This window comes from Stenotrophomonas sp. 28608_Sma, from assembly GCF_056486185.1.
In genome coordinates, this window is record NZ_CM151308.1 from 307,957 (window position 1) to 332,026 (window position 24,070).

At 67.2% G+C, this 24,070-nt stretch carries 22 protein-coding genes, 1 tRNA gene and 1 riboswitch; of the genes, 17 read left to right on the forward strand and 6 right to left on the reverse strand.

The window, feature by feature from the left end; genetic code table 11:
* Positions 1 to 61: 61 nt before the first annotated feature.
* Positions 62 to 276: riboswitch (cobalamin riboswitch) on the reverse strand.
* Positions 277 to 403: 127 nt separating this feature from the next.
* Both ACZLHH_RS01345 and ACZLHH_RS01350 read left to right on the forward strand, forming a co-directional pair.
* The gene (locus ACZLHH_RS01345; protein ID WP_459056910.1) at positions 404 to 2,278 is read left to right on the forward strand and encodes a patatin-like phospholipase family protein; all 1,875 of its coding nucleotides are present in this window, start codon (positions 404 to 406) and stop codon (positions 2,276 to 2,278) included.
* A gap of 44 nt (positions 2,279 to 2,322) precedes the next feature.
* Positions 2,323 to 2,760, forward strand: coding sequence for a hypothetical protein (locus ACZLHH_RS01350; protein ID WP_071229413.1), 438 nt, complete (start codon positions 2,323 to 2,325; stop codon positions 2,758 to 2,760).
* Between the two features lie 186 nt (positions 2,761 to 2,946).
* Here ACZLHH_RS01350 and ACZLHH_RS01355 read toward each other — a convergent pair whose 3' ends face one another.
* The gene (locus ACZLHH_RS01355; protein WP_099480804.1) at positions 2,947 to 4,314 is read right to left on the reverse strand and encodes a helix-turn-helix domain-containing protein; all 1,368 of its coding nucleotides are present in this window, start codon (positions 4,312 to 4,314) and stop codon (positions 2,947 to 2,949) included.
* Between the two features lie 115 nt (positions 4,315 to 4,429).
* On the opposite strand from ACZLHH_RS01355, the gene ACZLHH_RS01360 reads away from it, so the two are divergent.
* Genes ACZLHH_RS01360 through mmsB form a run of 5 tightly spaced genes read left to right on the forward strand, consistent with a single transcriptional unit; the run spans position 4,430 to position 9,969 of the window.
* Positions 4,430 to 5,935: a CoA-acylating methylmalonate-semialdehyde dehydrogenase gene (locus ACZLHH_RS01360; RefSeq protein WP_049399840.1), complete on the forward strand. Its 1,506-nt coding sequence runs from the start codon at positions 4,430 to 4,432 to the stop codon at positions 5,933 to 5,935.
* Positions 5,936 to 5,949: 14 nt separating this feature from the next.
* Positions 5,950 to 7,116, forward strand: coding sequence for an acyl-CoA dehydrogenase family protein (locus tag ACZLHH_RS01365; RefSeq protein WP_071229412.1), 1,167 nt, complete (start codon positions 5,950 to 5,952; stop codon positions 7,114 to 7,116).
* Positions 7,113 to 7,910: an enoyl-CoA hydratase gene (locus tag ACZLHH_RS01370; RefSeq protein WP_180845009.1), complete on the forward strand. Its 798-nt coding sequence runs from the start codon at positions 7,113 to 7,115 to the stop codon at positions 7,908 to 7,910. The genes ACZLHH_RS01365 and ACZLHH_RS01370 overlap by 4 nt, the downstream gene beginning before the upstream one ends.
* On the forward strand, positions 7,907 to 9,082 hold the full coding sequence (locus ACZLHH_RS01375; protein WP_180845010.1) for an enoyl-CoA hydratase/isomerase family protein: 1,176 nt from the start codon (positions 7,907 to 7,909) through the stop codon (positions 9,080 to 9,082). The genes ACZLHH_RS01370 and ACZLHH_RS01375 overlap by 4 nt, the downstream gene beginning before the upstream one ends.
* Entirely contained in the window at positions 9,079 to 9,969 is an 891-nt protein-coding gene (gene mmsB, locus ACZLHH_RS01380) for a 3-hydroxyisobutyrate dehydrogenase (protein ID WP_004136647.1), read from the forward strand. The genes ACZLHH_RS01375 and mmsB overlap by 4 nt, the downstream gene beginning before the upstream one ends.
* 147 nt (positions 9,970 to 10,116) lie before the next feature.
* On the opposite strand, the gene ACZLHH_RS01385 is transcribed toward mmsB, so the two are convergent.
* On the reverse strand, positions 10,117 to 10,542 hold the full coding sequence (locus ACZLHH_RS01385; protein ID WP_049399846.1) for an organic hydroperoxide resistance protein: 426 nt from the start codon (positions 10,540 to 10,542) through the stop codon (positions 10,117 to 10,119).
* Between the two features lie 111 nt (positions 10,543 to 10,653).
* Entirely contained in the window at positions 10,654 to 11,634 is a 981-nt protein-coding gene (locus ACZLHH_RS01390) for a cation diffusion facilitator family transporter (protein WP_180845011.1), read from the reverse strand.
* Positions 11,635 to 11,851: 217 nt separating this feature from the next.
* Here ACZLHH_RS01390 and ACZLHH_RS01395 point away from each other — a divergent pair, with 217 nt between their 5' ends.
* The 6 genes from ACZLHH_RS01395 (at position 11,852) to ACZLHH_RS01420 (ending at position 18,142) form a co-directional block, all read left to right on the forward strand.
* Complete coding sequence (locus tag ACZLHH_RS01395) at positions 11,852 to 13,315, forward strand: SulP family inorganic anion transporter (RefSeq protein ID WP_180845012.1); 1,464 nt, start codon at positions 11,852 to 11,854, stop codon at positions 13,313 to 13,315.
* Between the two features lie 144 nt (positions 13,316 to 13,459).
* The gene (locus ACZLHH_RS01400) at positions 13,460 to 14,110 is read left to right on the forward strand and encodes a DUF6338 family protein (protein WP_180845013.1); all 651 of its coding nucleotides are present in this window, start codon (positions 13,460 to 13,462) and stop codon (positions 14,108 to 14,110) included.
* Positions 14,111 to 14,316: 206 nt separating this feature from the next.
* Positions 14,317 to 15,348 carry a tRNA dihydrouridine(20/20a) synthase DusA gene (dusA, locus tag ACZLHH_RS01405; protein WP_180845014.1) on the forward strand — a complete coding sequence of 344 codons (1,032 nt, stop codon included), beginning with the start codon at positions 14,317 to 14,319 and terminating at the stop codon, positions 15,346 to 15,348.
* Between the two features lie 212 nt (positions 15,349 to 15,560).
* Positions 15,561 to 15,935, forward strand: a complete 375-nt coding sequence (locus ACZLHH_RS01410; RefSeq protein ID WP_032128191.1) for a hypothetical protein — start codon at positions 15,561 to 15,563, stop codon at positions 15,933 to 15,935.
* A 73-nt stretch (positions 15,936 to 16,008) separates the two neighbouring features.
* Complete coding sequence (locus ACZLHH_RS01415; protein WP_004136763.1) at positions 16,009 to 16,692, forward strand: response regulator transcription factor; 684 nt, start codon at positions 16,009 to 16,011, stop codon at positions 16,690 to 16,692.
* A 25-nt stretch (positions 16,693 to 16,717) separates the two neighbouring features.
* On the forward strand, positions 16,718 to 18,142 hold the full coding sequence (locus tag ACZLHH_RS01420) for an ATP-binding protein (protein WP_071229404.1): 1,425 nt from the start codon (positions 16,718 to 16,720) through the stop codon (positions 18,140 to 18,142).
* Between the two features lie 981 nt (positions 18,143 to 19,123).
* On the opposite strand, the gene ACZLHH_RS01425 is transcribed toward ACZLHH_RS01420, so the two are convergent.
* Both ACZLHH_RS01425 and ACZLHH_RS01430 read right to left on the reverse strand, forming a co-directional pair.
* On the reverse strand, positions 19,124 to 19,915 hold the full coding sequence (locus tag ACZLHH_RS01425) for a M90 family metallopeptidase (RefSeq protein ID WP_197573201.1): 792 nt from the start codon (positions 19,913 to 19,915) through the stop codon (positions 19,124 to 19,126).
* Positions 19,882 to 20,160, reverse strand: coding sequence for a hypothetical protein (locus ACZLHH_RS01430; RefSeq protein ID WP_180845016.1), 279 nt, complete (start codon positions 20,158 to 20,160; stop codon positions 19,882 to 19,884). Before ACZLHH_RS01430 ends, ACZLHH_RS01425 begins: the two co-directional genes overlap by 34 nt.
* Before the next feature lie 144 nt (positions 20,161 to 20,304).
* Between ACZLHH_RS01430 and birA the strand changes: the two genes are divergently transcribed.
* From birA to ACZLHH_RS01450, 4 genes are all read left to right on the forward strand, one after another.
* Entirely contained in the window at positions 20,305 to 21,273 is a 969-nt protein-coding gene (birA, locus tag ACZLHH_RS01435; protein ID WP_107431404.1) for a bifunctional biotin--[acetyl-CoA-carboxylase] ligase/biotin operon repressor BirA, read from the forward strand.
* A complete protein-coding gene (locus ACZLHH_RS01440) occupies positions 21,270 to 22,001 on the forward strand; it encodes a type III pantothenate kinase (RefSeq protein WP_012509777.1) in 732 nt (243 codons plus the stop codon). Before birA ends, ACZLHH_RS01440 begins: the two co-directional genes overlap by 4 nt.
* A 9-nt stretch (positions 22,002 to 22,010) precedes the next feature.
* Entirely contained in the window at positions 22,011 to 22,865 is an 855-nt protein-coding gene (locus ACZLHH_RS01445; protein ID WP_180845017.1) for an SPOR domain-containing protein, read from the forward strand.
* 40 nt (positions 22,866 to 22,905) lie between these two features.
* Positions 22,906 to 22,981, forward strand: a tRNA-Thr gene (locus ACZLHH_RS01450).
* An 81-nt stretch (positions 22,982 to 23,062) separates the two neighbouring features.
* On the opposite strand, the gene ACZLHH_RS01455 is transcribed toward ACZLHH_RS01450, so the two are convergent.
* Positions 23,063 to 23,605, reverse strand: a complete 543-nt coding sequence (locus tag ACZLHH_RS01455) for a hypothetical protein (RefSeq protein WP_180845018.1) — start codon at positions 23,603 to 23,605, stop codon at positions 23,063 to 23,065.
* Between the last annotated feature and the right edge of the window lie 465 nt (positions 23,606 to 24,070).

Consider the following 24,070-nt stretch of genomic DNA (forward strand, 5'->3'; position numbering starts at 1 on the left):
GCAGGACAACGACGGCCCCGGCAACCTCCCCGCGGAGATTCCAGGTCGAGTCAGGGGACGGTCGTGTCCCCCGGCCGGGGCCGGTATTCGGGCTGATGGACACGGGCCGCAGCCCACCTACTACCTGCCGCTTCCCAGGCGTGAGCCCAGTGCTGTTGGCAGGATTCGTTTCCATTCACCGCTGCGGGGCAGCTCCGGAATGGGCGCGCAAGGCGCCTTCACCGGATTCCCGTTTAAATCCCTGCCGCCATCAATGCCACGGCAAGGATACCTTCGGCGTGCCCACGGTGGACGCGTCGAGGCCAATGGTCAAGGGCCAATGAAAGCGCAGGGCTGTGGCTCGCTTCTCAGGCTGTGAGAGCGCCTCTTGCCATACTGGGCACCGACAGACGGGAGGTGGCTCGTGGCGGCGAAGTACTGCGATCTGGTCATGAAAGGCGGCATCACCAGCGGCATCGTGTACCCCAATGCGGTACTGGCGCTGGCGCGCGAGTATCGCTTCAAGAGCATCGGCGGCACCTCGGCCGGCGCCATTGCCGCGGCGGTGGCGGCCGCGGCGGCGTGCGGTGATCGTCGCCAGCAGGCCGGCGAGCACCTGCCCGGCGATGCCGGCTACGGCGGGCTGTCGGCGGTGTCGGCGCAGCTGTCGCGGCGCGGCTTCATCTACAGCCTGTTCCAGCCGGCACGGGGCGCGCGCGCCGCCTATCGGTTGCTGGTGGTGCTGACCGGCAATGCCGGCCTGCCACACAAGCTGCTGTGCCTGGCCATCGCGGTGTTCGAGATTGCGCCACTGGAGGTGCTGGTGTCGCTGGCGTTGCTGCTCGGCCTGGGCTGGTGGGGCGGCGGTTGGAGCGGTGTGGCCGCCACGCTGCTGCCATCACTGCTGTGCGCGTATGGTGCCGGCGTGGCCGGTGCCGCGCTGCGGGTAGCGCGGGTGGCGCGCCGTAACCTGCTGGGCCTGTGCAGCGGCCTCGGCCGCGATGCACGCACGCCGGCGTTGACCGAGTGGCTGCATGAATGCCTGCAGCAGCTGTCCGGCAAGCCGCTGGATGCACCGCTCACGTTCGCCGACCTGCACGATGCGCCGCGCTATGCCGGCGAGCCGGACAGCCCGCATGCGATCAGCCTGCAGATGATCACCACCTGTGTGTCGCACAACGAGCCGCGCACGCTGCCGCTGGGCGGCGCGCAGTTCTGGTTCCTGCGCGAGGAGTTCGAGCAGCTGTTTCCGGCCAGCGTGGTGCAGTGGCTGGTGACGCAGGCCGGCCCGCCACTGGAGGTGGAAGGGCGCCGGTACTACCACCTGCCGCAGGGCCCGAAGCTGCCGGTGCTGGTGGCCACGCGCATGAGCCTGAGCTTCCCGCTGCTGATCAGCGCGGTGCCGTTGCATGAGCCCTCACGCCGCGAGCGTCGCTGTGAACCGACCGCACCTGCGGCCGACCAGGAGCACAACGTCGCCGACAGCATGGAAGGGCTGACCAGTGCCGGGCAGACCTGCGGACCGGTGATCACCGCGTTCCGCATCTGCTGGTTCTCCGATGGTGGCATCAGCAGCAACTTCCCGATCCACCTGTTCGATGCCGCGTTGCCGCGCTGGCCAACCTTCGCCATCAATCTGGTCTACCCGCAGCACGCCGAAGACGTGAGCCACGGCAGCAGTGGCCGTCAGGCGCTGGAACACGCCGTGTTCCTGCCCACCGAGAACCGCCACGGCTGGCAGCGTACCTACCAGTCGATCGCTACGCCGCTGGCGGCCGCAGAACTGGGCCGTTTCCTGTTCGCGGTGGTGGCGACCATGCAGAACTGGCGCGACCTGCTGCAGGCGCGCGCACCGGGCTACCGCGATCGCATCGTGCACGTCAGCCTGCAGGGCGACGAAGGCGGCATGAACCTGGACATGCCACAGGAGGTGCTGACCCGCATCGCCGACAAGGGCAGCCTGGCCGGTGCGCGCTTCTGTTCGTTCTCGTTCGAGAACCACTATTGGATCCGCTGGCGCAACCTGGCCTCGGCCTACCAGCGCTACACGCTGGAAGTGGCGCGCACCGACGACCCGGCGCAGCAGGTACTGGCCTACCGCGCGGCGTACTCGATGGTTGCCAGTGGCCAGCCGGCGCCACCGTCGTACAAGCTGGGCTCGGAAGACAAGCGGCTGGCATCGCAGCAGTTGTGGGGGCTGATGGTCGAGCAGGGACGTACCTGGGAGGACCTCGGCCCGGACCTCACCGACGGCGCACCGCGCCCGCTGCCGCAGATGAAGGTGACGCCGATCTATTGATCGCGATGGATACAATCGCGGCTCCCCATTGCAAGGAATGCCCCATGTCCCCTCGCCAGAAGCTGCTGGACGTGCTTGAACGCCTCGATCAACGCGATCCGGAGCACCTGCCGGTGGTGCCGCTGGCCGCGTATTTCGAAGGCAACGATTTCGAGGAGTGCATCGCACCGAACCAGTGGGGCTATGGGCGCCCACCGATTGCCGAGGTATACGCACGCTTGGTTGCGATTGCGGCAAAGCCTGAAGTGGAAGGTGTCTACGTGGGCCTGCACCAAGACTGGGGCAGTGCATTGGAAGACGACAGCGAATGGCCAGCTGCAGAGAACGTGCACGTCTTGACCAGCGCCGATGCCGCAACCGTGGAAGGCTGGCTGCAGGGCCTGGAATGCGACGGCGTCGGCGAAGGCTGGCCGTACGGGCAACACATCGACGCGCCTGCGCCCTCCACAGGTCACCGCGTGTTGACCGTGTTCTGGGACTAGTAGAGCCACGCCACGCGTGGATGCACTTCGCGCACGGCAAGGTTGTGCCAACCAAGGTTGGCACCTACCAAATCGGTTGTCCGGACCCGCCCCGCCAACCCATGGAATGCCAGCTGTTGCTTTTGAGGTTGCCGGCCAGCGGCCGGCACTACCGCAGGTGCAGGGCGCAGCCCTGCCGAACCAACCCTACCGCCCCGGCAACTGCGCGAACGCGCGCTGCATGCAGTCCTCACGCGGACACACCCGGCACCCCGGTCCGATCGACACCGAATTACCCGGACTCTGCACATCCAGCCCCAGTGAATACACCAGCCGCTCGGCGTGCTGCAGATCGCAGCCCAGCGCCACCGCGAACGTCTTGCGCGGCTGGCCATGGCCGACCGGACCACTGCTGACCTGCCGCGCCAGCCAGAAATGACGACGCCCATCGGGCATGCGCGCGGTCTGCGTAAGGATGCGCCCCGGCTGGTTGAACGCCTCGTAGACGATCCACAGCGGGCACGACCCTCCCACCTGCGAGAAATGGAAATCGGTGGCCGAATGGCGTTTGGACACGTTGCCGGCACGGTCCACGCGGATGAAGAAGAACGGCAGGCCGGGCGCGCTGCGCCGCGCCAACGTGCTCAGCCGATGACAGACCGCTTCAAAGCCCACGCCGAACTGGTGCGCCAGCAGCTCGATGTCGTAACTGCTGGCCTCGGCCGCACGCAGGAAACGCATGTACGGCATCACCAACGCACCGGCGAAGTAATTCGACAAGCCAATCCGCGCCTGCGCGATGCGTGCCTCATCGGTAAAGCCAGCGCGCGCCACTACCGCATCGATCTGCGGCAGGTAGCCGTGAAGGGCCAGCTCGGCCGCCATCTGGAACGCCTGCTGGCCGGGCTCAAGGTAATCGGGCAGCCACAGCCGCCGCGCACCGGCATCGTATTGCCGTTTCTCGCGCCCGGCCTGCAGTGCGGCCACTTCCACCAGCACACCATGGCGGTCGGCCAGCAGCTGGCGCAGCCGCGGTGCCACATGCCCGGGCGACAGCCCCCATTCGGCGAACAGCTGCTCGGCCAGCTCGTCCAGTTCGGGGATGTGGTTGTGCATGCGGTTGAAGAACTCGCGCACCTGGTCACCGGCGGGCAGGGTGCTGCCGGCACCGGGCTCGCCCAGCTGGAACTCCAGCGCGGCGGCATGCTCGCGCAGCGCCAGGTGGCGGCGGTGCAGGTCCAGCAGCGCGCGGCTGACCTGCGGCAGGTTGCCAGCCAGGGCGCGCAGCTCGGTCGCGCTGACTTCGGCCAAGCCGAGGTCGCGCAGGGTCTCGCCCAGCGCTTCCTGCAGGGCAGCGGGCTCATCTTCGTCGAACAGTGAGGAAACATCGCCCAGTACCTCGCCCAGCTTCTTCTGCACGGCCGGGGTGAGTGGGCGCTTGTTGCGCTCGATCTGGTTCAGGTAACTGGCCGACAGGCCCAAGGCGCGGGCCAGGTCCACTTGGCTGTAGCCGCGCTGCTCGCGCAGCCGTAGTAGGCGCAGGCCAAGTTGTCGCTGGGGGGCTGAATAATTCACAGAATTAACATGAATCGTCTGGCGTGTTGGCCAGATTAAGCGGATTCAGCCCGGAAATCGAGGTGGGTGCTGTGAATAATGCCAAGCATCTTTCGCACCCTGTGGGATTGTCGTCATGACTGTTGCAGCGCCCCGTATCCGCATGCTGATCGATGGCCAGTTCGTTGAATCGGCCACCTCCCACTGGCAGGACGTGATCAATCCGGCCACCCAGGACGTGCTGGCCAAGGTGCCGTTCGCCACCACCGGCGAAGTGGACGCCGCCGTCGCCGCCGCCAAGGAAGCCTTCAAGACCTGGCGCAAGACCCCGATCGGCACCCGCGCGCGCATCTTCCTGAAGTACCAGCAGCTGATCCGCGAGAACATGAGCGAGCTGGCCCACATCCTCACCGCCGAACAGGGCAAGACCCTGCCGGACGCCGAAGGCGATGTGTTCCGTGGCTTGGAAGTGGTCGAGCACGCCGCCGCCATCGGCAACCTGCAGCTGGGCGAACTGGCCAACAACGTGGCCAATGGCGTGGACACCTACACGATCATGCAGCCGCTGGGCGTGTGCGCCGGCATCACCCCGTTCAACTTCCCGGCGATGATCCCGCTGTGGATGTTCCCGATGGCGATTGCAACGGGCAACACCTTCATCCTCAAGCCGTCCGAGCAGGACCCGATGGTCACCATGCGCCTGGTCGAGCTTGCGCTGGAAGCAGGCATTCCGAAGGGCGTGCTGAACGTCGTCCACGGCGGCGAGGAAGTGGTCAACGCGATCTGCGACCACCCGGACATCAAGGCCGTGTCGTTCGTCGGTTCCACCCGCGTCGGCACCCACGTCTACAACCGTGCCTCGCTGGCCGGCAAGCGCGTGCAGTGCATGATGGGCGCCAAGAACCACGCCGTGGTGCTGCCGGACGCCAACAAGGAACAGACCCTCAACGCGATGGTCGGCGCCGCCTTCGGTGCCGCGGGCCAGCGCTGCATGGCCGCCTCCACTCTGGTGCTGGTCGGTGAAGCACGCAACTGGGTGCAGGACCTGGTCACCAAGGCCAAGACCCTGAAGGTCAGCGGCGGCACCGTCGCCGGCACCGATGTGGGCCCGGTCATTTCCTGCAGCGCCCGCGAGCGCGTGGAAGGCCTGATCGCATCGGGTGTGGAGCAGGGCGCCAAGCTGGTGCTGGATGGCCGCAAGCCGCAGGTCGATGGTTTCGAGAAGGGCAACTTCGTTGGCCCGACCATCTTTGCCGGTGTCACCACCGACATGCGCATCTACCAGGAAGAAATTTTCGGGCCGGTGCTGGTCATCCTCGAAGCGGAGACGCTGGAAGAGGCCATCGCGATGGTCAACAGCAACCCGAACGGCAACGGCACCGCACTGTTCACCCAGTCCGGCGCCGCCGCGCGCAAGTTCCAGGAAGACATCGACGTCGGCCAGGTCGGCATCAACGTGCCGATTCCGGTGCCGGTGCCGCTGTTCTCGTTCACCGGTTCGCGCGCCTCCAAGCTGGGCGACCTGGGCCCGTACGGCAAGCAGGTGGTGCTGTTCTACACCCAGACCAAGACGGTCACCGCGCGCTGGTTCGATGACGAGACGCTCAGCCATGGCGTCAACACCACGATCAGCCTGAAGTAACGGCAGGAGCAGCCATGAGCCACTCGATGACGACGGAACTGGAAGAAGCGCAGCAGGCGTACCGCGAGGCGGCGCGCGACTTCGCACAGGCCGAACTGGCGCCGCACGCCGCGCGATGGGATGCGGAGGGCATCTTTCCGCGCGAGGCGATCGCCAAGGCCGGTGAACTGGGTTTCTGCGGCCTGTACATGGACCCGGAAGTGGGCGGCAGCGGCCTGAGCCGACTGGACGCCGCCGTCGTCATCGAGGAGCTCGCCAACGTCGATCCGTCGACCGCAGCGTACATCAGCATCCATAACATGGCCTCGTGGATGGTGTCCAAGTGGGGCCAGCCGGCGCTGCGCGATGCGTGGGGCACCGATCTGTCTTCGGGCAACAAGCTGGCCTCGTACTGCCTGACCGAACCCGGTGCCGGTTCCGATGCGGCGTCGTTGAAGACCACCGCCGTGCGCGATGGTGACTTCTATGTGCTGAACGGCTCGAAGGCCTTCATTTCCGGCGCCGGTGCCACCGAGCTGCTGGTGGTGATGGCGCGTACCGGTGGTGCCGGTGCCGGTGGTGTCAGCGCCATTGCGGTGCCGGCCGACCTGCCGGGCATCAGCTTCGGCCGCAAGGAAGAGAAGATGGGCTGGAACAGCCAGCCCACCCGTGGCATCACCTTCGAAAACGTCCGCGTGCCGGTCAGCCACCTTCTGGGCGAGGAAGGCGGCGGCTTCAAGCTGGCGATGAAGGGGCTGGACGGCGGCCGCATCAACATCGCCGCCTGTTCGCTGGGTGCCGCGCAGGGCGCGCTGGATGCCGCGCGCCGCTACATGGGCGAGCGCCGCCAGTTCGGCAAGGCGCTGGCCGAGTTCCAGGCGCTGCAGTTCAAGCTGGCCGACATGGTCACCCAGCTGGTGGCTGCACGGCAGATGGTGCACACCGCCGCGCGCAAGCTCGATGCCGGTGCCAGCGATGCCAACGTCTGGTGCGCGATGGCCAAGCGCTTCGCCACCGATGCCGGTTTCAACGTCTGCAACGAAGCACTGCAGATCCACGGTGGCTACGGCTACATCCGCGAATACCCGATCGAGCGCCTGCTGCGTGACTGCCGCGTGCACCAGATCCTGGAAGGCACCAACGAGATCATGCGGGTGATCGTTGCCCGTCACCTGCTCAACACCGAAGAGGAACTGCGATGAAGGATTGGCGTACCCAGGAGCACGTGGGCCTGAAGGTGGAGGTGGATGGCCACACCGCCGTGGTCACCCTGAACAACCCGCCGGCGCATACCTGGACCGTGCACAGCCTGTCGGCGCTGCGTGATCTGGTCGGCGCGCTCAACGCAGACCGCGACATCTACGCGCTGGTGATCACCGGTGGCGGCGAGAAGTTCTTCTCCGCCGGTGCCGATCTCAACCAGTTCGCCTCCGGCGACAAGGCCGCTGCACGTGAAGCCGCGCGCCGCTTCGGTGAAGCCTTCGAAGCGCTGTCCGGTTTCCGTGGCGTGTCGATCGCCGCGATCAACGGCTACGCCATGGGCGGTGGCCTGGAATGCGCGCTGGCCTGTGACCTGCGCATCATCGAAGACCACGCCCAGGTCGCGCTGCCGGAGGCCACCGTCGGCCTGCTGCCGTGCGCCGGTGGCACCCAGAACCTGCCGCGCCTGGTCGGCGAGGGCTGGGCCAAGCGCATGATCCTGCTGGGCGAGCGCATCAACGCCGAGACCGCGCTGCGCATTGGCCTGGCCGAAGAAAAGGTCGGCAAGGGCGAAGCCAAGGCGCTGGCGCTGGAATGGGCGAAGAAGGCCGGCAAGCAGAGCCCGACCAGCATCGCCGCCTGCAAGACCCTGGTGCAGGCCACCCGCACCGGCACTCACGCTTCGGCGCTGGTGGCCGAACGCGAAGCCTTCGTCGATCTGTTCGACACCGCCGACCAGGTCGAGGGCGTGACCGCCTTCCTGGAAAAGCGCGCCGCGCAGTGGAAGAACGCATGAGCACCGACACCGCTGCCGACGACGCACCGGTGCTGTTCGAAGAGCGCGTGGCTGGCAACGGCACGCGCATCGGCATCGCCACGCTCAATGCGCCGCGTACGCTCAACGGTTTCTCGCTGCCGATGGCACACCTGCTGCTGAAGCAGTTGAATGCCTGGGCCGACGACGATGGCATCGCCATGGTGGTGCTGCAGGGTGCCGGCGAAAAGGCGTTCTGCGCCGGCGGTGACCTGCACAGCCTGTACAAGAGCATGGTCGCCTTCCGCGAGGCCGGCCGCAGCGACATCCGCGAGAACGACTACGCCGCTGAGTTCTTCGACGTTGAGTACCGCGTCGATTATCTCATCCACACCTACGCCAAGCCGATCCTGTGCTGGGGCCACGGCATCGTGATGGGCGGTGGCATCGGCCTGATGTCCGGTGCCAGCCACCGCGTGGTCAGCGAGCGCTCCAAGCTGGCCTTCCCGGAAATCACCGTCGGTCTGTTCCCGGATGTGGGTGGTAGCTGGCTGCTGCCGCGCGTACCGGGCAAGGGCGGCCTGTTCCTGGCGCTGACCGGTGCGCTGCTCAATCCGGGCGACGCCATCTACGCCGGCCTGGCCGACGTGCACGTGGCCGAAGAACGCCGCAGCGCGGTGTTCGATGCGCTGCTGCAGGTCGCGTGGTCCAGCGATGCCGCACACAACCACGAACGGCTCAGCCATCTGCTGCAGTCGCATGCCAGTGACGCCGCGACCGGTCCGCTGCTGGCCAATGCGGCGCAGGTCGATGCGCTGTGCGAAGGCGATGACCTCTCCGCGATCATCGGCCGCATCTCCACTCTGCAGACCGACGATGCCTGGCTGCAGGCGGCACAGAAGACCCTTGCCGCCGGTGCGCCAGGCTCGGCACGGTTGTCGTACGAACTGCAGCGCCGCAGTGCCGGCCAGGGCCTGGCCGCGATCTATCGCCTGGAGTACATCGTCGCCCTGCATTGCGCCGCCCACGGTGATTTCGCTGAAGGCATCCGCGCGCTGCTGATCGACAAGGACCGCAATCCACAGTGGAACCCGGCCACTCTGGCCGAGGCCACCGGCGCGTGGGCCGACACCTTCTTCGCTTCCCCCTGGGCCGATGCCGCGCATCCGCTGGCCGACCTGGGCACTCCCCTTGTTGAAAGGAGCCTTGCATGAGCCGCATTGCATTCATCGGGTTGGGCAACATGGGTGGCCCGATGGCCGCCAATCTGGTCAAGAACGGCCATACCGTGCGCGTGTTCGATCTGGTCCCGGCCGCGGTGCAGGCCGCCGTCGATGCCGGCGCCAGCGCGGCCGCATCGGCGCGCGAAACCCTGGCCGATGCCGAGGTGGTGATCTCGATGCTGCCGGCCAGCCGCCACGTCGAAGGCGTGTACCTGGGCGATGACGGCATTCTTGCCGCGATTCCGGCCGGCGCACTGGTCATCGACTGCAGCACGATCGCACCGGCCAGCGCCCGCAAGGTCTCTGAAGCCGCTGCCGCACGGGGCCTGCAGATGATCGACGCACCGGTGTCCGGCGGTACCGCCGGTGCCCAGGCCGGCACCCTGACCTTCATCGTCGGTGGCGAGGAGGATGCGCTGGAGCGCGCCCGCCCGGTGCTGCAGGCGATGGGCAAGAACATCTTCCATGTCGGCGCCAGCGGTGCCGGCCAGGTGGCCAAGCTGTGCAACAACATGGCGCTGGGCGTGATCATGGCCGTCACCGGCGAAGCCATCGCCCTCGGCGTGGCGCACGGGCTGGACCCGAAGGTGCTGTCGCAGATGATGGCGGTCAGCACCGGCCGCAGCTGGGCCACCGAAGTGTGCAACCCGTGGCCGGGCGTGCTGGAAAACGCCCCGGCCTCGCGCGGCTACAGCGGCGGCTTCGGCAGCGATCTGATGCTGAAGGACATGGGCTTGGCGGTGGAAGCGGCGATGAGTGTCGGCGCCTCGATCCCGCTGGGCGAAGTGGCCCGCAACCTGTACTCGATGAACCACCAGGCCGGCCGCGGCAAGCTGGACTTCTCCAGCGTCGTGCAGCTGATCACCAGCGAGAAGTGACCTGGTAGTGCCGGCCGCTGGCCGGCAACCTCATGCCCCCGTGCGGGACAACGAAGGTGGGATGGGCGGATGTTCGGTTTCGACCGGCATCCGCCCATTTTTTTGCTTTGGCGCGGGTAGTGCCGGCCGCTGGCCGGCATCACCCCATCAGGCAACGACCAGCGTCACGTCGATGTTGCCGCGCGTGGCATTCGAGTACGGGCACACGATGTGCGCCTTCTGCACCAGCTCTTCCAGCTGCTCGCGCGGCACGCCGGGAGCGCTGATGGTCAGCTCGGCTTCGATGCCGAAACCGGTCGGGATCTGGCCGATGCCGACCTTGCCGGTCACGGTGGTGTCGGCCGGCAGCGCGACCTTGGCCTGGCCGGCCACGAACTTCAGCGCGCCCAGGAAGCAGGCCGAGTAGCCGGCCGCGAACAGCTGTTCCGGGTTGGTGCCCGGGCCGCCGGCGCCGCCCAGCTCGCGCGGGGTCGACAGCTGGATATCCAGCACGTTGTCGGAGGAGACGGAACGGCCTTCACGGCCGCCGGTGGAGGTGGCCTGGGCGGTGTACAGAACCTTTTCGATGGACATCGGGATGCTCCTGGTCGGTGGGTGGGTGTTGCGTTGGAGCCTACTTTGCCCGGTTTCCGCGTACGTTGGGTTGCAATGCGTACGAAAAATTTGATCGATCGTCCTGCCAGCCTAGATCGTCCATTCGCGGTCGGTGGTGAACATGATGGTCAGCCAGCGGTCCGGCGAGGCCTCGCCCAGTGCATCGCCGATCTCGTCGCGCAGCTGGTCCCATTCCACCAGGGGCCGCGGCGGGTCGTTTTCCGGTACCACGAAGAACAGCTCGATCTGCTCGCCACGCCCCACCTGGGCCACGTAGCTGCGGTGCTCGACGAAGCCGTGCTTGGCCACGATCCCGCGTGCCACTGCATCCACATGGGCCTGCAGTTCCGGCGGGGTGACCAGCAGGATGCCGGCCAGCGCCCGGCGCACCGTGCCGAGCGGGGCGATCATCACCAGCACGCAGACGAAGGCGAGGATGGCCGGGTCGATGTACGGCCCGACCCACGCCAGCGACGTGCCCTGCACCAGTACGCCGCCGAGGAAAGCCAGCAGGTAGCAGGCCGACATGCTGGCCGCGATCACCCAGTTCTTCGCGTCCAATGCGATGAACTCCGAGCCGATGCGGCGGTTGGCGCGCAGGATGAACCAGGCCAGCGCGCCTTCGCCCACGATCGACAGCCCGGCGAAGGCAATGGCCGGGCCGAGGGCGATGTGGCGGCCCCCGGACATCAACGCGTCCACCGCATTGACCAGCGCATACAGCGCCGCACCGATCATCAGTGTGCCGCTCACCCCCAGCACGATCGGCTCCAGGTGCCAGAAGCCCATGGTGAAGCGCTGGTTGAGACGCGATTGCAGCGCATCGGTCTGTGTGGACAGCGCGATCAGCCGCGCCACCAGCAGCGACAGCCAGGTCATCACCACGTCGATCAGGCCGTAGATGCCGTCGAAGATGATCAGCGAGGAATTGGCCAGCAGGCCGAACACCACTGCGGCGGCGGCCAGCAGCAGCGAGGCGGCGATCGACAGGCGCAGCACGCCCTGTTCGGTGGCGGGGTCGAAGAAATGCGGGTGGTCGGCGGCCATGCTGTGATTGTAGAGCGGAGCCATGCTCCGCTGCGTTTCGCTGCCTCGCCGGCCATCCGCGCTACCCCCGTGGGGTCGCTTCCCGTAGACTGCGTCCCTCCCACGTACCGACGCCCGCCTGCAGTGATCACGCCACCCTGACCCTTGCCGCACATCGGCAGCCGGCCTGCCCGGCTCAGGAACCCGTGTCTTTCCACTGCAGCGCCATGCGGCCACGCCCGCCTGCGCGCGGAGCTTTCCCATGCAAACGTCCTACCCCCTGCGCCAGCAATGGCTCGGCAACATCCGTGGCGACCTGCTGTCCGGCATCGTCGTCGCCCTGGCCCTGATTCCCGAGGCCATCGCGTTCTCGCTCATCGCCGGCGTCGACCCCAAGGTCGGCCTGTACGCCGCGTTCTCGATTGCCGTCATCACCGCCATCGCTGGCGGCCGCCCCGGCATGATCTCCGCAGCCACCGGTGCGATGGCGCTGGTGATGGTCGACCTGGTCAAGGACCACGGCCTGCAGTACCTGTTCGCCGCCAGCATCCTGGCCGGCCTGCTGCAGGTGCTGGCCGGTGTGTTCAAGCTCGGCTCGTTGATGCGCTTCGTCTCGCGCTCGGTCATCACCGGCTTCGTCAACGCGCTGGCGATCCTGATCTTCCTGGCGCAGATGCCCGAGCTGATCGGTCGCGGTCCTACGGTCTACGTGCTGTGCGCCGCCGCGTTGGCGATCATCTACCTGCTGCCACGCATTACCCGCGCGGTGCCGTCGCCTCTGGTGGCCATTGTGGTGCTGACCGCCGTGGTGATCGGCTTCGGCGTGGACGTACGCAGCGTCGGCGACATGGGCCAGCTGCCCGACAGCCTGCCGCATTTCCTGCTGCCCGATGTGCCGCTCACCTGGGAGACGCTGCGCATCCTGCTGCCGGTGTCGGCCACGCTGGCCGTGGTCGGCCTGCTCGAATCGATGATGACCCTGCAGATCGTCGAGGACATCACCGAGACGCCCAGCGAGCGCAACCGCGAATGTGTCGGCCAGGGCGTGGCGAACACGGTCACCGGCTTCCTCGGTGGCATGGCCGGTTGCGCGATGATCGGCCAGTCGGTGATCAACGTGACCTCCGGTGGCCGCGGCCGCCTGTCCTGCCTGGTGGCTGGCGTGTTCCTGCTGGTACTGGTGGTGTACGGCAGCGATCTGGTACGGCAGATCCCAATGGCGGCGCTGGTGGCGGTGATGATCATGGTCAGCATCGGCACCTTCAGCTGGCGCTCGCTGCGCGACCTGCGCACACATCCGCGCAGTTCCTCTGCGGTGATGCTGCTGACGGTGGTGGTCACCGTGGCTACCCACGATCTGGCCAAGGGCGTGCTCAGCGGTGTGCTGCTGTCGGCCCTGTTCTTCGCGCGCAAGGTTGGCCGCATGCTGGACGTGCAGCGCGACGATGCCGATGACACGCAGGTCTACCGCGTGCGTGGGCAGGTGTTCTTTGCCTCGGCAGGGCAGCTGGGTGCGGCGTTCGATTACCAGCACGTGGCGCCGAAGGTGCAGATCGATCTGCGCGATGCCCACCTGTGGGACCTGACTGCCGTGGCCGCGCTGGAGCGGGCGCAGGAAAAGTTGGCCACGCATGGTGCGGAGGTGACGGTGGTGGGGCTCAATGCGGCCAGCCAGACCCTCATTGAGCAGGTGGGTGGCAAAGGCGCTGCTGGCAGCGCGCATTGACGCTATCGGCTCTCGTGGAGCAACTGCAACGCCATGGCCGCTGTTGCGGTTGCTGCATCTTCAGCCTGTGAACCCCACCCAAGGTGGAAGAATCGCTGTGATCGTGCTCCGTTGTGATCCTCACGACGGAGTACTTCTGCCGGAATGGATTCGCTCTTCAACAACGCCACCACGCTGCTGACCTTTCTGCTGCCGGGTTTCCTGTCTGCATGGGTGTTCTATGGGCTGACATCCCATCCCAAGCCGCCGCAGTTCGAACGGACCGTGGAAGCGTTGGTGTTCACCTTCGCGGTCCAGGTGCTGGTCAAGTTCACCGAACTGATGCTCCTGCTGGCTGGTCGCTGCTTTGTGCTGGGGACCTGGACCGAGACCAGCAGCCTGCTATGGGGTTTTGTCCTCGCCGCACTGCTGGGGGCAGGATTGGCCCTCGCTGCGAACAAGGATTCCCTCCACAGGGTTCTCCGTCGTGCAGGCTTCACCACGAGGACATCCCACCCGAGCGAGTGGTACTGCGTGCTGGGTACGCGTCCTGCCTTCGTGGTGCTGCAATTGAAGGATGGCCGTCGATTGACCGGCTATCCCAAGGAGTGGCCGATCAGCCCCGCTGCGGGACAGTTCTACATGCAGATGCCGGCCTGGCTGGTGGATGCGGATCCACCCGATGAAGGTGCCGATCCAGCAGCGGATCACGTGGCCAGCCCCGCCGTGGTCGAGCTTCCGCAGCTCGATGGCATACTGATTCACGCAGCGGATGTGCAGTGGGTCGAGATTCTCCAGGAGACAGACGATGGCTAAGTTGAGGAAGGGTTCCAACCCACCACTGGACCAGTTGGTCGTATCCATGGAGAACGCGAACCCCAAGCTCCCCGAGGGCAGGAAGCGTCCGCCGCCACCGCCCAGCCCGCCCCGGCCGCCAGCCGGAGCAGGGCCCAACCGGCGCCCGCCGCGCGGCTGACCGGGCGCATTCAGCCGCCCGGTGTAAACTATTGATCTCACTGGCAATGCCAGTCTCCACGATCAATGCCCCGATGACGTCCGCCACCGCCCGTTACGCCGATTCCCTGCGCCTGTCCGTTGCCCCGATGATGGACTGGACCGATCGCCATTGCCGCGTTTTCCACCGCGTGCTGGCACCGGGCGTACGCCTGTACACGGAGATGGTGCACGCCAACGCGGTCATCCACGGCGACCGCGAGCGCCTGCTCGGCTTCGACCGCAGCGAGCAGCCGCTGGCCCTGCAATTGGGTGGCAGTGATCCGGTGCTGCTGGCGCAGGCCGCGCGCATCGCCGCCGAGTGGGGCTATGACGAGGTCAACCTCAACTGCGGCTGCCCGTCTGATCGCGTGCAGGCCGGGCGTTTTGGCGCGTGCCTGATGCGCGAGCCGGCGCTGGTGGCCGAGTGCGTTGCGGCCATGGTCGATGCGGTTGATATCCCGGTGACGGTGAAGTGCCGCCTGGGCGTGGACGAGGACAACGACTACGACGTGTTTGCCAGCTTCGTCGACCGCCAGGTCGCCGCCGGTGCGGCGATGGTGGTGGTGCACGCGCGCAACGCGTGGCTGAAGGGCCTGTCGCCGAAGGAGAACCGCGAGGTTCCGCCGCTGAAGTACGACTGGGCCTACCGCCTGAAGCAGGAGCGCCCGGCACTGCCGGTGGTGATCAACGGCGGCCTGGCCAGCATCGAGGCGGTGCAGGCGCAGGCCGCGCACGTCGATGGCGTGATGCTGGGCCGCGCGGCCTACCACGACCCCTACCTGCTGCATCAGCTGGAGGCGCTGCACACCGGCGCCCCGCTGCAGGCCCGTGGCGACCTGCTGCGCGCGATGCGCCCCTACATCGAGGCGCAGCTGGGCGAAGGCCTGGCGCTGAAGCACATCACCCGCCACCTGCTCGGCCTCTTCCACGGCCAGCCCGGTGGGCGCGCATTCCGCCAGGTGCTGAGCGAGGGCGCACACCGTCCGGGCGCCGGCTGGAGCCTGATCGAACAGGCCCTGGCGGTCACCGACCGCGAAGCTGATCGCGCCGCAGCGTGACCGCAGTCACATTCCTGACTTGACAAGGGACGGCGATTCGTCCCGAATGTTCACTTAGCTGAACGACTCGGGCGTAGGGCCGGAAAAGTTCAGACCGGATTCACTGCTGTAAACCAAGAATTTGCAAAAGATTTGTAAAACGCTGGGTTTCGAACCCGGCGCCGGATTTACGACTTTTGAACGAATCGCCGTGCTCGGCTAGGATCGCATCGATGTCTTCCGCTCCCTTCCATCGCCGCATTGCCCTGGCCACCTGCGTGGTCCTGTCGGCTGTGCCGCTGTCTTCGGCGCTGGCGCAACAGCCGCCGCGCGGCGACCAGGGGCGGGCGGAGATGATGGAGCGGGGTGAGCGCGGTGGCCGTGGCGACGAGCGTTCGCTGTCCGATGCCGTGCGCCGCGTGCAGCGCACCACCGGCGGCCACATCCTCGGCGCCGAGCGCGTGCCGTTCGATGGTCGCGATATCAACCGGGTGAAGTACATGGACGATCGGGGCCGGGTCCGCTACATGGACGACCCCGCGCCGTCGCGTTCACAGCCGCGCACGCCGCGGTCGGATATGTCATCACTACGCGGCGATAACCCCTGAACAGGGATAGTCGTCGCTATCAACCCGTACCCCACAGGCCTCCGGGCCATACCCAGGACACTAGGGAGAGTTCATGCGTATCCTTCTGGTCGAAGACGAAGCCCCGCTGCGTGAGACCCTGGCAGCCCGGCTCAAGCGCGAAGGCTTTGCCGTCGATGCTGCGCAGGACGGCGAGGAAGGCCTCTACATGGGGCGCGAAGTCCCGTTCGATGTCGGCATCATCGACCTCGGCCTGCCCAAGATGTCGGGCATGGAGCTGATCAAGGCCCTGCGTGACGAAGGCAAGAAGTTCCCGGTGCTGATCCTGACCGCGCGTTCGAGCTGGCAGGACAAGGTCGAGGGCCTGAAGCAGGGCGCCGACGACTACCTGGTCAAGCCGTTCCACGTCGAAGAACTGCTGGCCCGCGTCAACGCGCTGCTGCGCCGCGCCGCTGGCTGGAGCAAGCCGACCCTGGAATGCGGCCCGGTTGCCCTGGACCTGGCTGCCCAGACCGTCAGCGTGGCTGGCAGCAATGTCGACCTCACCAGCTACGAGTACAAGGTGCTGGAGTACCTGATGATGCATGCCGGTGAACTGGTCTCCAAGGCCGACCTCACCGAGCACATCTACCAGCAGGACTTCGACCGCGACTCGAACGTGCTGGAAGTGTTCATCGGCCGCCTGCGCAAGAAGCTGGACCCGGATGGCGAACTGAAGCCGATCGAGACCGTGCGCGGTCGCGGCTACCGTTTCGCGATCCCGCGCAACGAGGGCTGAGCCGGCTCACCCTGGCGATAACACGATGTCCGGCCGTCTGTGGTTCTTCCGACGCTGGCGGCCGCGCTCACTGCAGGCGCGCCAGATGTTCGCCGCGTCCGTGGGTCTGGTCGCGTTCCTGGCGCTGGCCGGTTACGCGCTCGACGCCGCCTTCGCCGATACGGCGAAGGCGAACCTGCGTGAGCGCCTGAAGAACTACGCCACCGCCTATGCGGCCGGCATCGACTTCACCCGCGACCGCTCGCTGTACATCCGCGAGCAGCCGCCAGATTCGCGCTTCGACGTGCCCGGCAGCGGCCTGTACCTGCAGGTGGTGATGCCGCACGGCAAGGGCAATTCGATGTCCGCCGAAGGCCCGATGCTGCCCACCGTCGGCGGCGGCCTGCTGGCACCTCGCCAGGAAGTGTTCGAAGGCCCGCTGCCGATGATCCAGATCGACGGCAGCCAGGGCTCGGTGTACCGCTATGGCCTGGGCCTGGTGTGGGATGCCGACGCCGACCCCGCCACCGAATTCCCGTACACCATCTATGTGATGGAAGACTCGCGCGCGCTGGGTGCACAGCTGCGGGTGTTCCGCAGCCGGGTCTGGTTCTACCTCGGTGGCATCGGCCTGATCCTGCTGCTGCTGCAGACCGTCATTCTGCAGTGGAGCCTGCGGCCCCTGCGTCGCGTGATTACCGAGCTGACCAAGGTGCAGCGCGGCGAAACCGAGCGCATGAGCGAGCGCCACCCGCGCGAGCTGGAACCGCTGACCGACAGCATCAACGCCTTCATTGAAAGCGAGCGCGAGAACCTCGAGCGTCAGCGCAATACCCTGGCCGACCTGGCGCACAGCCTGAAGACACCGATCGCAGTGCTGCGCACGCAGATGGACAGCGGGGCGGGCGATGGTGCGCTGCGCGAGGAGCTGGACGTGCAGCTGCAGCGCATGAACAACCTGGTCTCCTACCAGCTGGCACGTGCTGCGTCGTCGGGCCACAAGCTGTTCTCCGCGCCGCTGCCGATCGAATCCAACGCCGAGGAAATCGTGCGTGGCCTGGAAAAGGTCTATGCCTCGAAGGGCGTGCTGTGCGAATTCGATATCGACCCGGCCGCGCGCTTCCACGGCGAACCGGGTGACCTGCAGGAACTGCTGGGCAACCTGCTGGAGAATGCCTTCAAGTGGGCCAACCGCCGCGTGCTGCTGACCGCACAGCCGCTGCCGGCACCGAACGCGCGCCGCGCCGGCCTGCTGCTGGCGGTGGACGACGATGGCCCGGGCATCGCCCCGGACGACATCGGCAAGGTGTTGCAGCGTGGCGTGCGTGGCGACGAGCGCGTGCAGGGCCACGGCATCGGCCTGTCGATCGTGCAGGACCTGATCAAGGATTATCGCGGTGAACTGGCTGTAGGCCGCTCCGAGGAACTGGGCGGCGCCCGCTTCGAAGTGCGCCTGCCGCCGGGGCCGTAATCCGTGCGCTCCCGTCCGCCTGGCATCGCCTGGCGCAACAACGCGTGGTGTTCCGGTAGTGCCGGCCGCTGGCCGGCAACCTCATGAACTTCGGTGGCATTGCCAAGGTGCCGGCCAGCGGCCGGCACTACCGTGTTTCGATCGTCGGCGGCTCGCCATAGAACCGCCGCAGTTGCGCGTTCCCGTCCGCCGGGCATCGCCTGGCGTAACAGCGCGGGTGTTCCGGTAGTGCCGGCCGCTGGCCGGCAACCTCATGATATTCGGTGGCATTGCCAAGGTGCCGGCCAGCGGCCGGCACTACCGTATTTCGATCGCCGGCGGCTTGCCATAGAACCGCCGCAGCTGCGCGTTCCCGTCCGCCGGGCATCGCCTGGCGCAACAGCGCGTGGTGTTCCGGTAGTGCCGGCCGCTGGCCGGCAACCCCATGAGCTTCGGTGGCATTGCCAGGTTGCCGGCCAGCGGCCGGCAGTACCGTACTTCGATCGCCGGCGGCTCGCCATAGAACCGCGGCAGCTGCGCGTTCCCGTCCGCCGGGCATCGCCTGGCGCAACAGCGCGTGGTGTTCCGGTAGTGCCGGCCGCTGGCCGGCAACCTCATGAACTTCGGTGGCATTGCCAAGGTGCCGGCCAGCGGCCGGCACTACCGTACTTCGATCGCAGGCGGCTCGCCATAGAACCGCCGCAGTTGCGCGTTCCCGTCCGCCGGGCATCGCCTGGCGCAACAGCGCGTAGTGCTCCGGTAGTGCCGGCCGCTGGCCGGCAACCCCATGATCTTCGGTGGCATTGCCAAGGTGCCGGCCAGCGGCCGGCACTACCGTATTTCGATCGCCGGCGGCTTGCCATAGAACCGCCGCAGCTGCGCGCTCCCGTCCGCCTGGCATCGCCTGGCGCAACAACGCGTGGTGTTCCGGTAGTGCCGGCCGCTGGCCGGCAACCTCATGAACTTCGGTGGCATTGCCAAGGTGCCGGCCAGCGGCCGGCACTAACGTGTTTCGATCGCCGGCGGCTCGCCATAGAACCGCCGCAGCTGCGCAGCGACGTCCGGCAACGCCTGCTGCAGCAGATCCGGCGCGGAGAAGTGGTACTCGCTGGTCACCGCGAAGAACTCTTCCGGTGCCTCGGCCGCATACGGATCGATCAGCGTTTCTTCGCCCGCATCGACCTGGGCACAGAAGGCGTCGTAGGCGCGCTGGAACGTGGCCGCCCACTCGCGCTGCCATGCGCGCGGCAGCGGCGGCGTGCCGTCCATCGCACCATCCAGTGCATCCAGCTTGTGCACCATCTCGTGCACCGCCACGCAGTAGCCCTCGTGCGGCGCCGCCAGGTCGGCCTGCACGTCGGCCCAGGACAGGATCAACGGACCGCTGTCCCACGATTCGCCAATCAGTTCGTCATCCCACTCATGCAGCACCCCGGCCGCATCCATGTGGCTGCGGTGCACGCGGAATGCGTCGGGGTAGATGATCAGCTGCGACCAGCCTTCCAGTCCCACCTCGCCGAATTCCAGCAGCGGCAGGCAGCACAGCGCGGCCAGCAGCACGCCATCGCCGGCCTGCAGCTGCAGCTCGCCAATCGGGGTAATGGTCTTCTCATGCAGGAAGCGCGTGGTCAGCACACGCAGGCGCGCGCGGCGTTCGTCGTCCAGTCCGTGCAGCCACGCCGCGCGGCGGCAGGCGTCTTCCCAAAGTGCATCGTCGATCGGCCGCGGCGCAGGCCGCAGCCACTGCAGCAACGACTTGATCAGCGGAACATTCCCGGCAGGTAGCTGTGCCACTTCGGCGCGCGGATGCGCTGCAGCATGTCGTCGTCGCTGCCACCGCCACCGGTGGTGGTGCTGGCCGCCGGGCGTACCGGTGCCGCCTTGGTGCTGGCGGCCGATGCGCTGGCGGTGGGCGCGCGCTGTGAGGCGGCATCGCCATTGGAGGACACGCAGGCCCCACGGCTGTCGTCCAGCGCTGCCGTCGCAGACGCCGCGAAGGGCATCAGCAGCAGGATCAGGCAATGGGCATAACGGCGCATTGACGACATCCACGTTAAGGGAGGGTGAGTTCCCGATTCTAGCCCGAACCCGGCGCCCCGTTGGAAGCCCCCGCGAAACCCAGCGTGGCGGGCGTCGCTGGCGGCTTTCCCGCATAATTCCTTCCTGACTTCGTGGAAGCTGCCGTGGACGATCGCCAATTGCTGGCCAAACTCGCTGCCGGTCGCCTGTCCGGCGACGCCCTGGCCCGTGAGCTGGGTCAGACCCGGGCGGCCATTTGGAAGCGTATTCAAGGACTTAGGGCCGCCGGTGTGGACATCGAGGGCCGTGCTGGCGAAGGCTATGGCCTGACCCGCCCGGTCGACCTGCTGGACCCGGACGCGATCCGCGCCGGCCTGCCTGCCGACGTCCAGGCCCTGCTGCACGACCTGCAGGTGGCCTGGACGGTGGACTCGACCAACGCTGAATTGCTGCGTTGCAGCGCGCCCCAGCGCGGGGTCAGCGTCCTGCTGGCCGAACGCCAGACCGGTGGCCGTGGCCGTCGTGGGCGTGCCTGGGCCTCGCCGCTGGCCGCGCACATCTACCTGTCGGTGCTGCGCCTGTACTCCGGTGGCCTCGGCCGCCTCGCCGGGCTGAGCCTGGTAGCCGGCATCGCCGTCGCCGAAGCGCTGCACGACCTGGGCTACACCCAGGCCCAGCTGAAGTGGCCGAATGACCTGATCGTCGACGGCAAGCGCAAGCTGGTCGGCCTGCTCGCAGAAGGCGGTGGCGAGTACGCCGGCCCGGCGCGCGCGGTGATCGGCATCGGCATCAACACGCACATGCCGCCGTCGTTCGCCGAGCAGATCACCCAGCCGTGGGTAGACCTGGATACGCTGGCTGGCAAGCCGGTGGACCGCAACGTGGTTGTCGCCGCGGTGCTGGCACGCCTGCTGCCGGCGCTGGAAGAATTCGATCGCGAAGGTCTGGCGCCGTTCCTGCCGCGCTACGCCGCGTTCGACATGCTGGCCGGCCGCGAAGTGCGCGTGGAACTGGACGGGCAGTGGCAGCACGGCACCGCACTTGGCCTGGCCGATGACGGCGCATTGCGCGTGCGCATTGATGGCCAGGAACGCCTGCTGCACGCCGGCGAAGTCAGCGTGAGGGCGGCATGAGCGATTGGTTGTTCGACCTCGGCAACTCGCGCTTCAAGTTCGCGCCGTTGCAGGGTGACCGTGCCGGCGACGTGCAGGCCTGGGCGCACGGCGCCGAAGGCATGGCCGGACAGCCGCCGCACAGCCTGCCCAGCGGCACCACCGCGTTCGTGGCCAGCGTGGCCGCACCGTCGCTGACCAGCGCCATGCTGGACCAGCTGCAGCGCCGCTTCGAACACGTGCATGTGGTGCGCACCAGCGCCGAATGCGCGGGCGTGCGCATTGCCTATGCCAAGCCGGAAAAATTCGGTGTCGATCGCTTCCTGGCCCTGCTGGCCGCTGCCAAGGCGCAGCGCCCGGTGCTGGTGGTTGGCGTGGGCACCGCACTGACGATTGATCTGCTCGACGCCAATGGCCAGCATCACGGCGGGCGCATTTCCGCATCGCCCACCACCATGCGCGAAGCGCTGCACGCGCGTGCCGTGCAGTTGCCGGCAACCGGGGGTGACTACAGCGAGTTCGCCAACGACACCGCCGATGCGCTGGCCTCCGGCTGCGATGGCGCCGCCGTGGCGCTGATCGAACGCAGCGCGCAGCAGGCGCATGCGCTGCTGGGCGTGGCACCGTCGCTGCTGGTGCACGGTGGCGGCGCACCGGCGCTGATGCCGTTGCTGCCCGGCGCCGACTACCACCCCTCGCTGGTGCTGGATGGCCTCGCCCGCTGGGCGGTGCACCAGCCGGCAGGCTAGTATCCGCGCATGCTGACCCGTGCCCTGATCGTCGTACTGGCCATCCTCAATCTTGGCGTCGCCTGCTGGTGGCTGCTGCGCGATGCACCGCAACCGCCCGCGCCGCCGCCGCAACCGGCCGGTGTGGCCGAGCTGCGCTGGGTGCCCGGTGGTGTGGATGCCAATGCCGCAGCCGAAGCGACTGCCGCTGCCCCGACCGCACCGCTGGTGGAGCGCGAACCGGCCGCGAAGACGGCCGTGGCTGCGACGCCTGCGCCGGCGCCGGCCGTGCCAGCCAAGCCGGAAATTCCCAAGCCGCAGACGGCTGACGCTGCGGCGGTTGCTGCCGCTGCCAAGCCGGTAGCACCGCCAGCACCCGTACCGGCACCGGAAAAACCCGTAACCCCGCCTGCGGCCAGCGAGCCGCCGCGCTGCGTCGCACTGGGCCCGTTCGCCGACCGCGCCGCCGCGAGCAGCGCGCAGGGCAAGGCCGGCACGCTGATCAGCCAGGTGCGCCTGCGCGAACAACCCGCTGCCAGCGGCAGTGCCCGTTACCGGGTGATGCTGCCGGCCGCCGCCAACCGCGACGAAGCGCAGGCCACCGTGAAGCGCATCGTCGCCGCCGGCCTGAGCGACTACTACATCATCAGCCAGGGCGAGGAAGCCAACGCCGTGGCGCTGGGCCAGTACCGCAACCGCGAAGGCGCCGAGCGGCGCATGGCGGCGGTGCAGGCCGCCGGCTTCCAGCCGCGCCTGGTCGCCAGCGGCGACGCCGGCCAGTGGTGGCTGGAAGGGCAGCTGGCGGCGGGCAGGCAGCCGGCCCAGGCCCAGCAGCGCAGCGGGGCGGCACAGAGCCGGTCGCTGGAATGCGCGCGGTTGCGCTAGAATCCCCGGACCGCGGCATTGCCGCCGGTGATCCACCCATGCCGCTTTAGCTCAGTTGGTAGAGCAACTGTCTTGTAAACAGTAGGTCATCCGTTCGATTCGGATAAGCGGCACCACTTGGGATCTCCGCTACGCCCCGGAGCCAGGGGTTCAGCGAGAAAGGCCAGCGCAGTGCGCTGACCTTTTCGCGTTCAGGCCTACTGCAGACGAATCAACTCGTTTCCAATCTGCTGGCACCGTTGCAGCATCGACTCGCCGGATGGCGTTCCAAGCCGGATGGTGCCGTCCACCAGCAACGGATAGGTCTCAAGCCGCACACGATAGGCCTGCTGGGACGAGATGCGTACTGCCCGATCACCTGAAGCAAGCGGGGCTCCGGGCAAGCTATCTTCCTTGATGAGCCCGTTGATCTTGAGCTGGGCACACAGCCCTGCGTAGTAGGCGCTTCTTTCGTCGCGCGCTCGCGGATGCCTGGTAGCGTGCCCTAATGCGTGAAGGCTCTCGTGCGCAACCAGGTCAACGAGATCCGCGAAGGCTTGTCGTTGATCGCCGTAGACGTGCGATGCAAGTGCAAGCGTCCTGCCTGTCGCAAAGCGGCCAAGCGATCTTGTCCGTATTGCCCCCGCAGTGCCTTCCGGCACTAGCAGGATCCGATAGCTGTTGGATGCTGCCGGTATCCATGACTCGGCCAGGTCCGCCGCCGCATCGATCCGTGAACAGACATCTTCAGCAACGATCACAAGCCCATCCGCGATCTGCAGGCTGATACTCCGCTCAGTGTTTGCACAGCGGTGGACGTGCGTGGTGCCTACGGCGGTTCGCCCGGGAAGCAGGGAAGCAGTGTGGAAGTAGCGGAGAGGGCCCAGAGGAACAGAAACAACTTCGGTGTATCCAGCTGAGGCAACCCCTTTGGGAACGGCAGTAGTAGTGCAGCCTGAAAGCAAAACGGTGCAGACACCGAAAAGGAACATCGCGACTCTGTACATCCCGCCCCCGTGTAGAAGCGGGATGGATGCCCCCGCTCCGGTGAGTTAACCAGTAGCAAATTGGCATGCGCAAGTGTGGCGCTGAGTGATTGACGCGATCGCGCACCTCACACTCGAGGTAATAGCTCGCCTTTCATCGCTTCTCCCAAAAGTGCGGGTGCTCAAAGCGCACCCGCATCCTCTGCTGTTTACTACCCAGCAGTGGGTCTGCCTGATTCG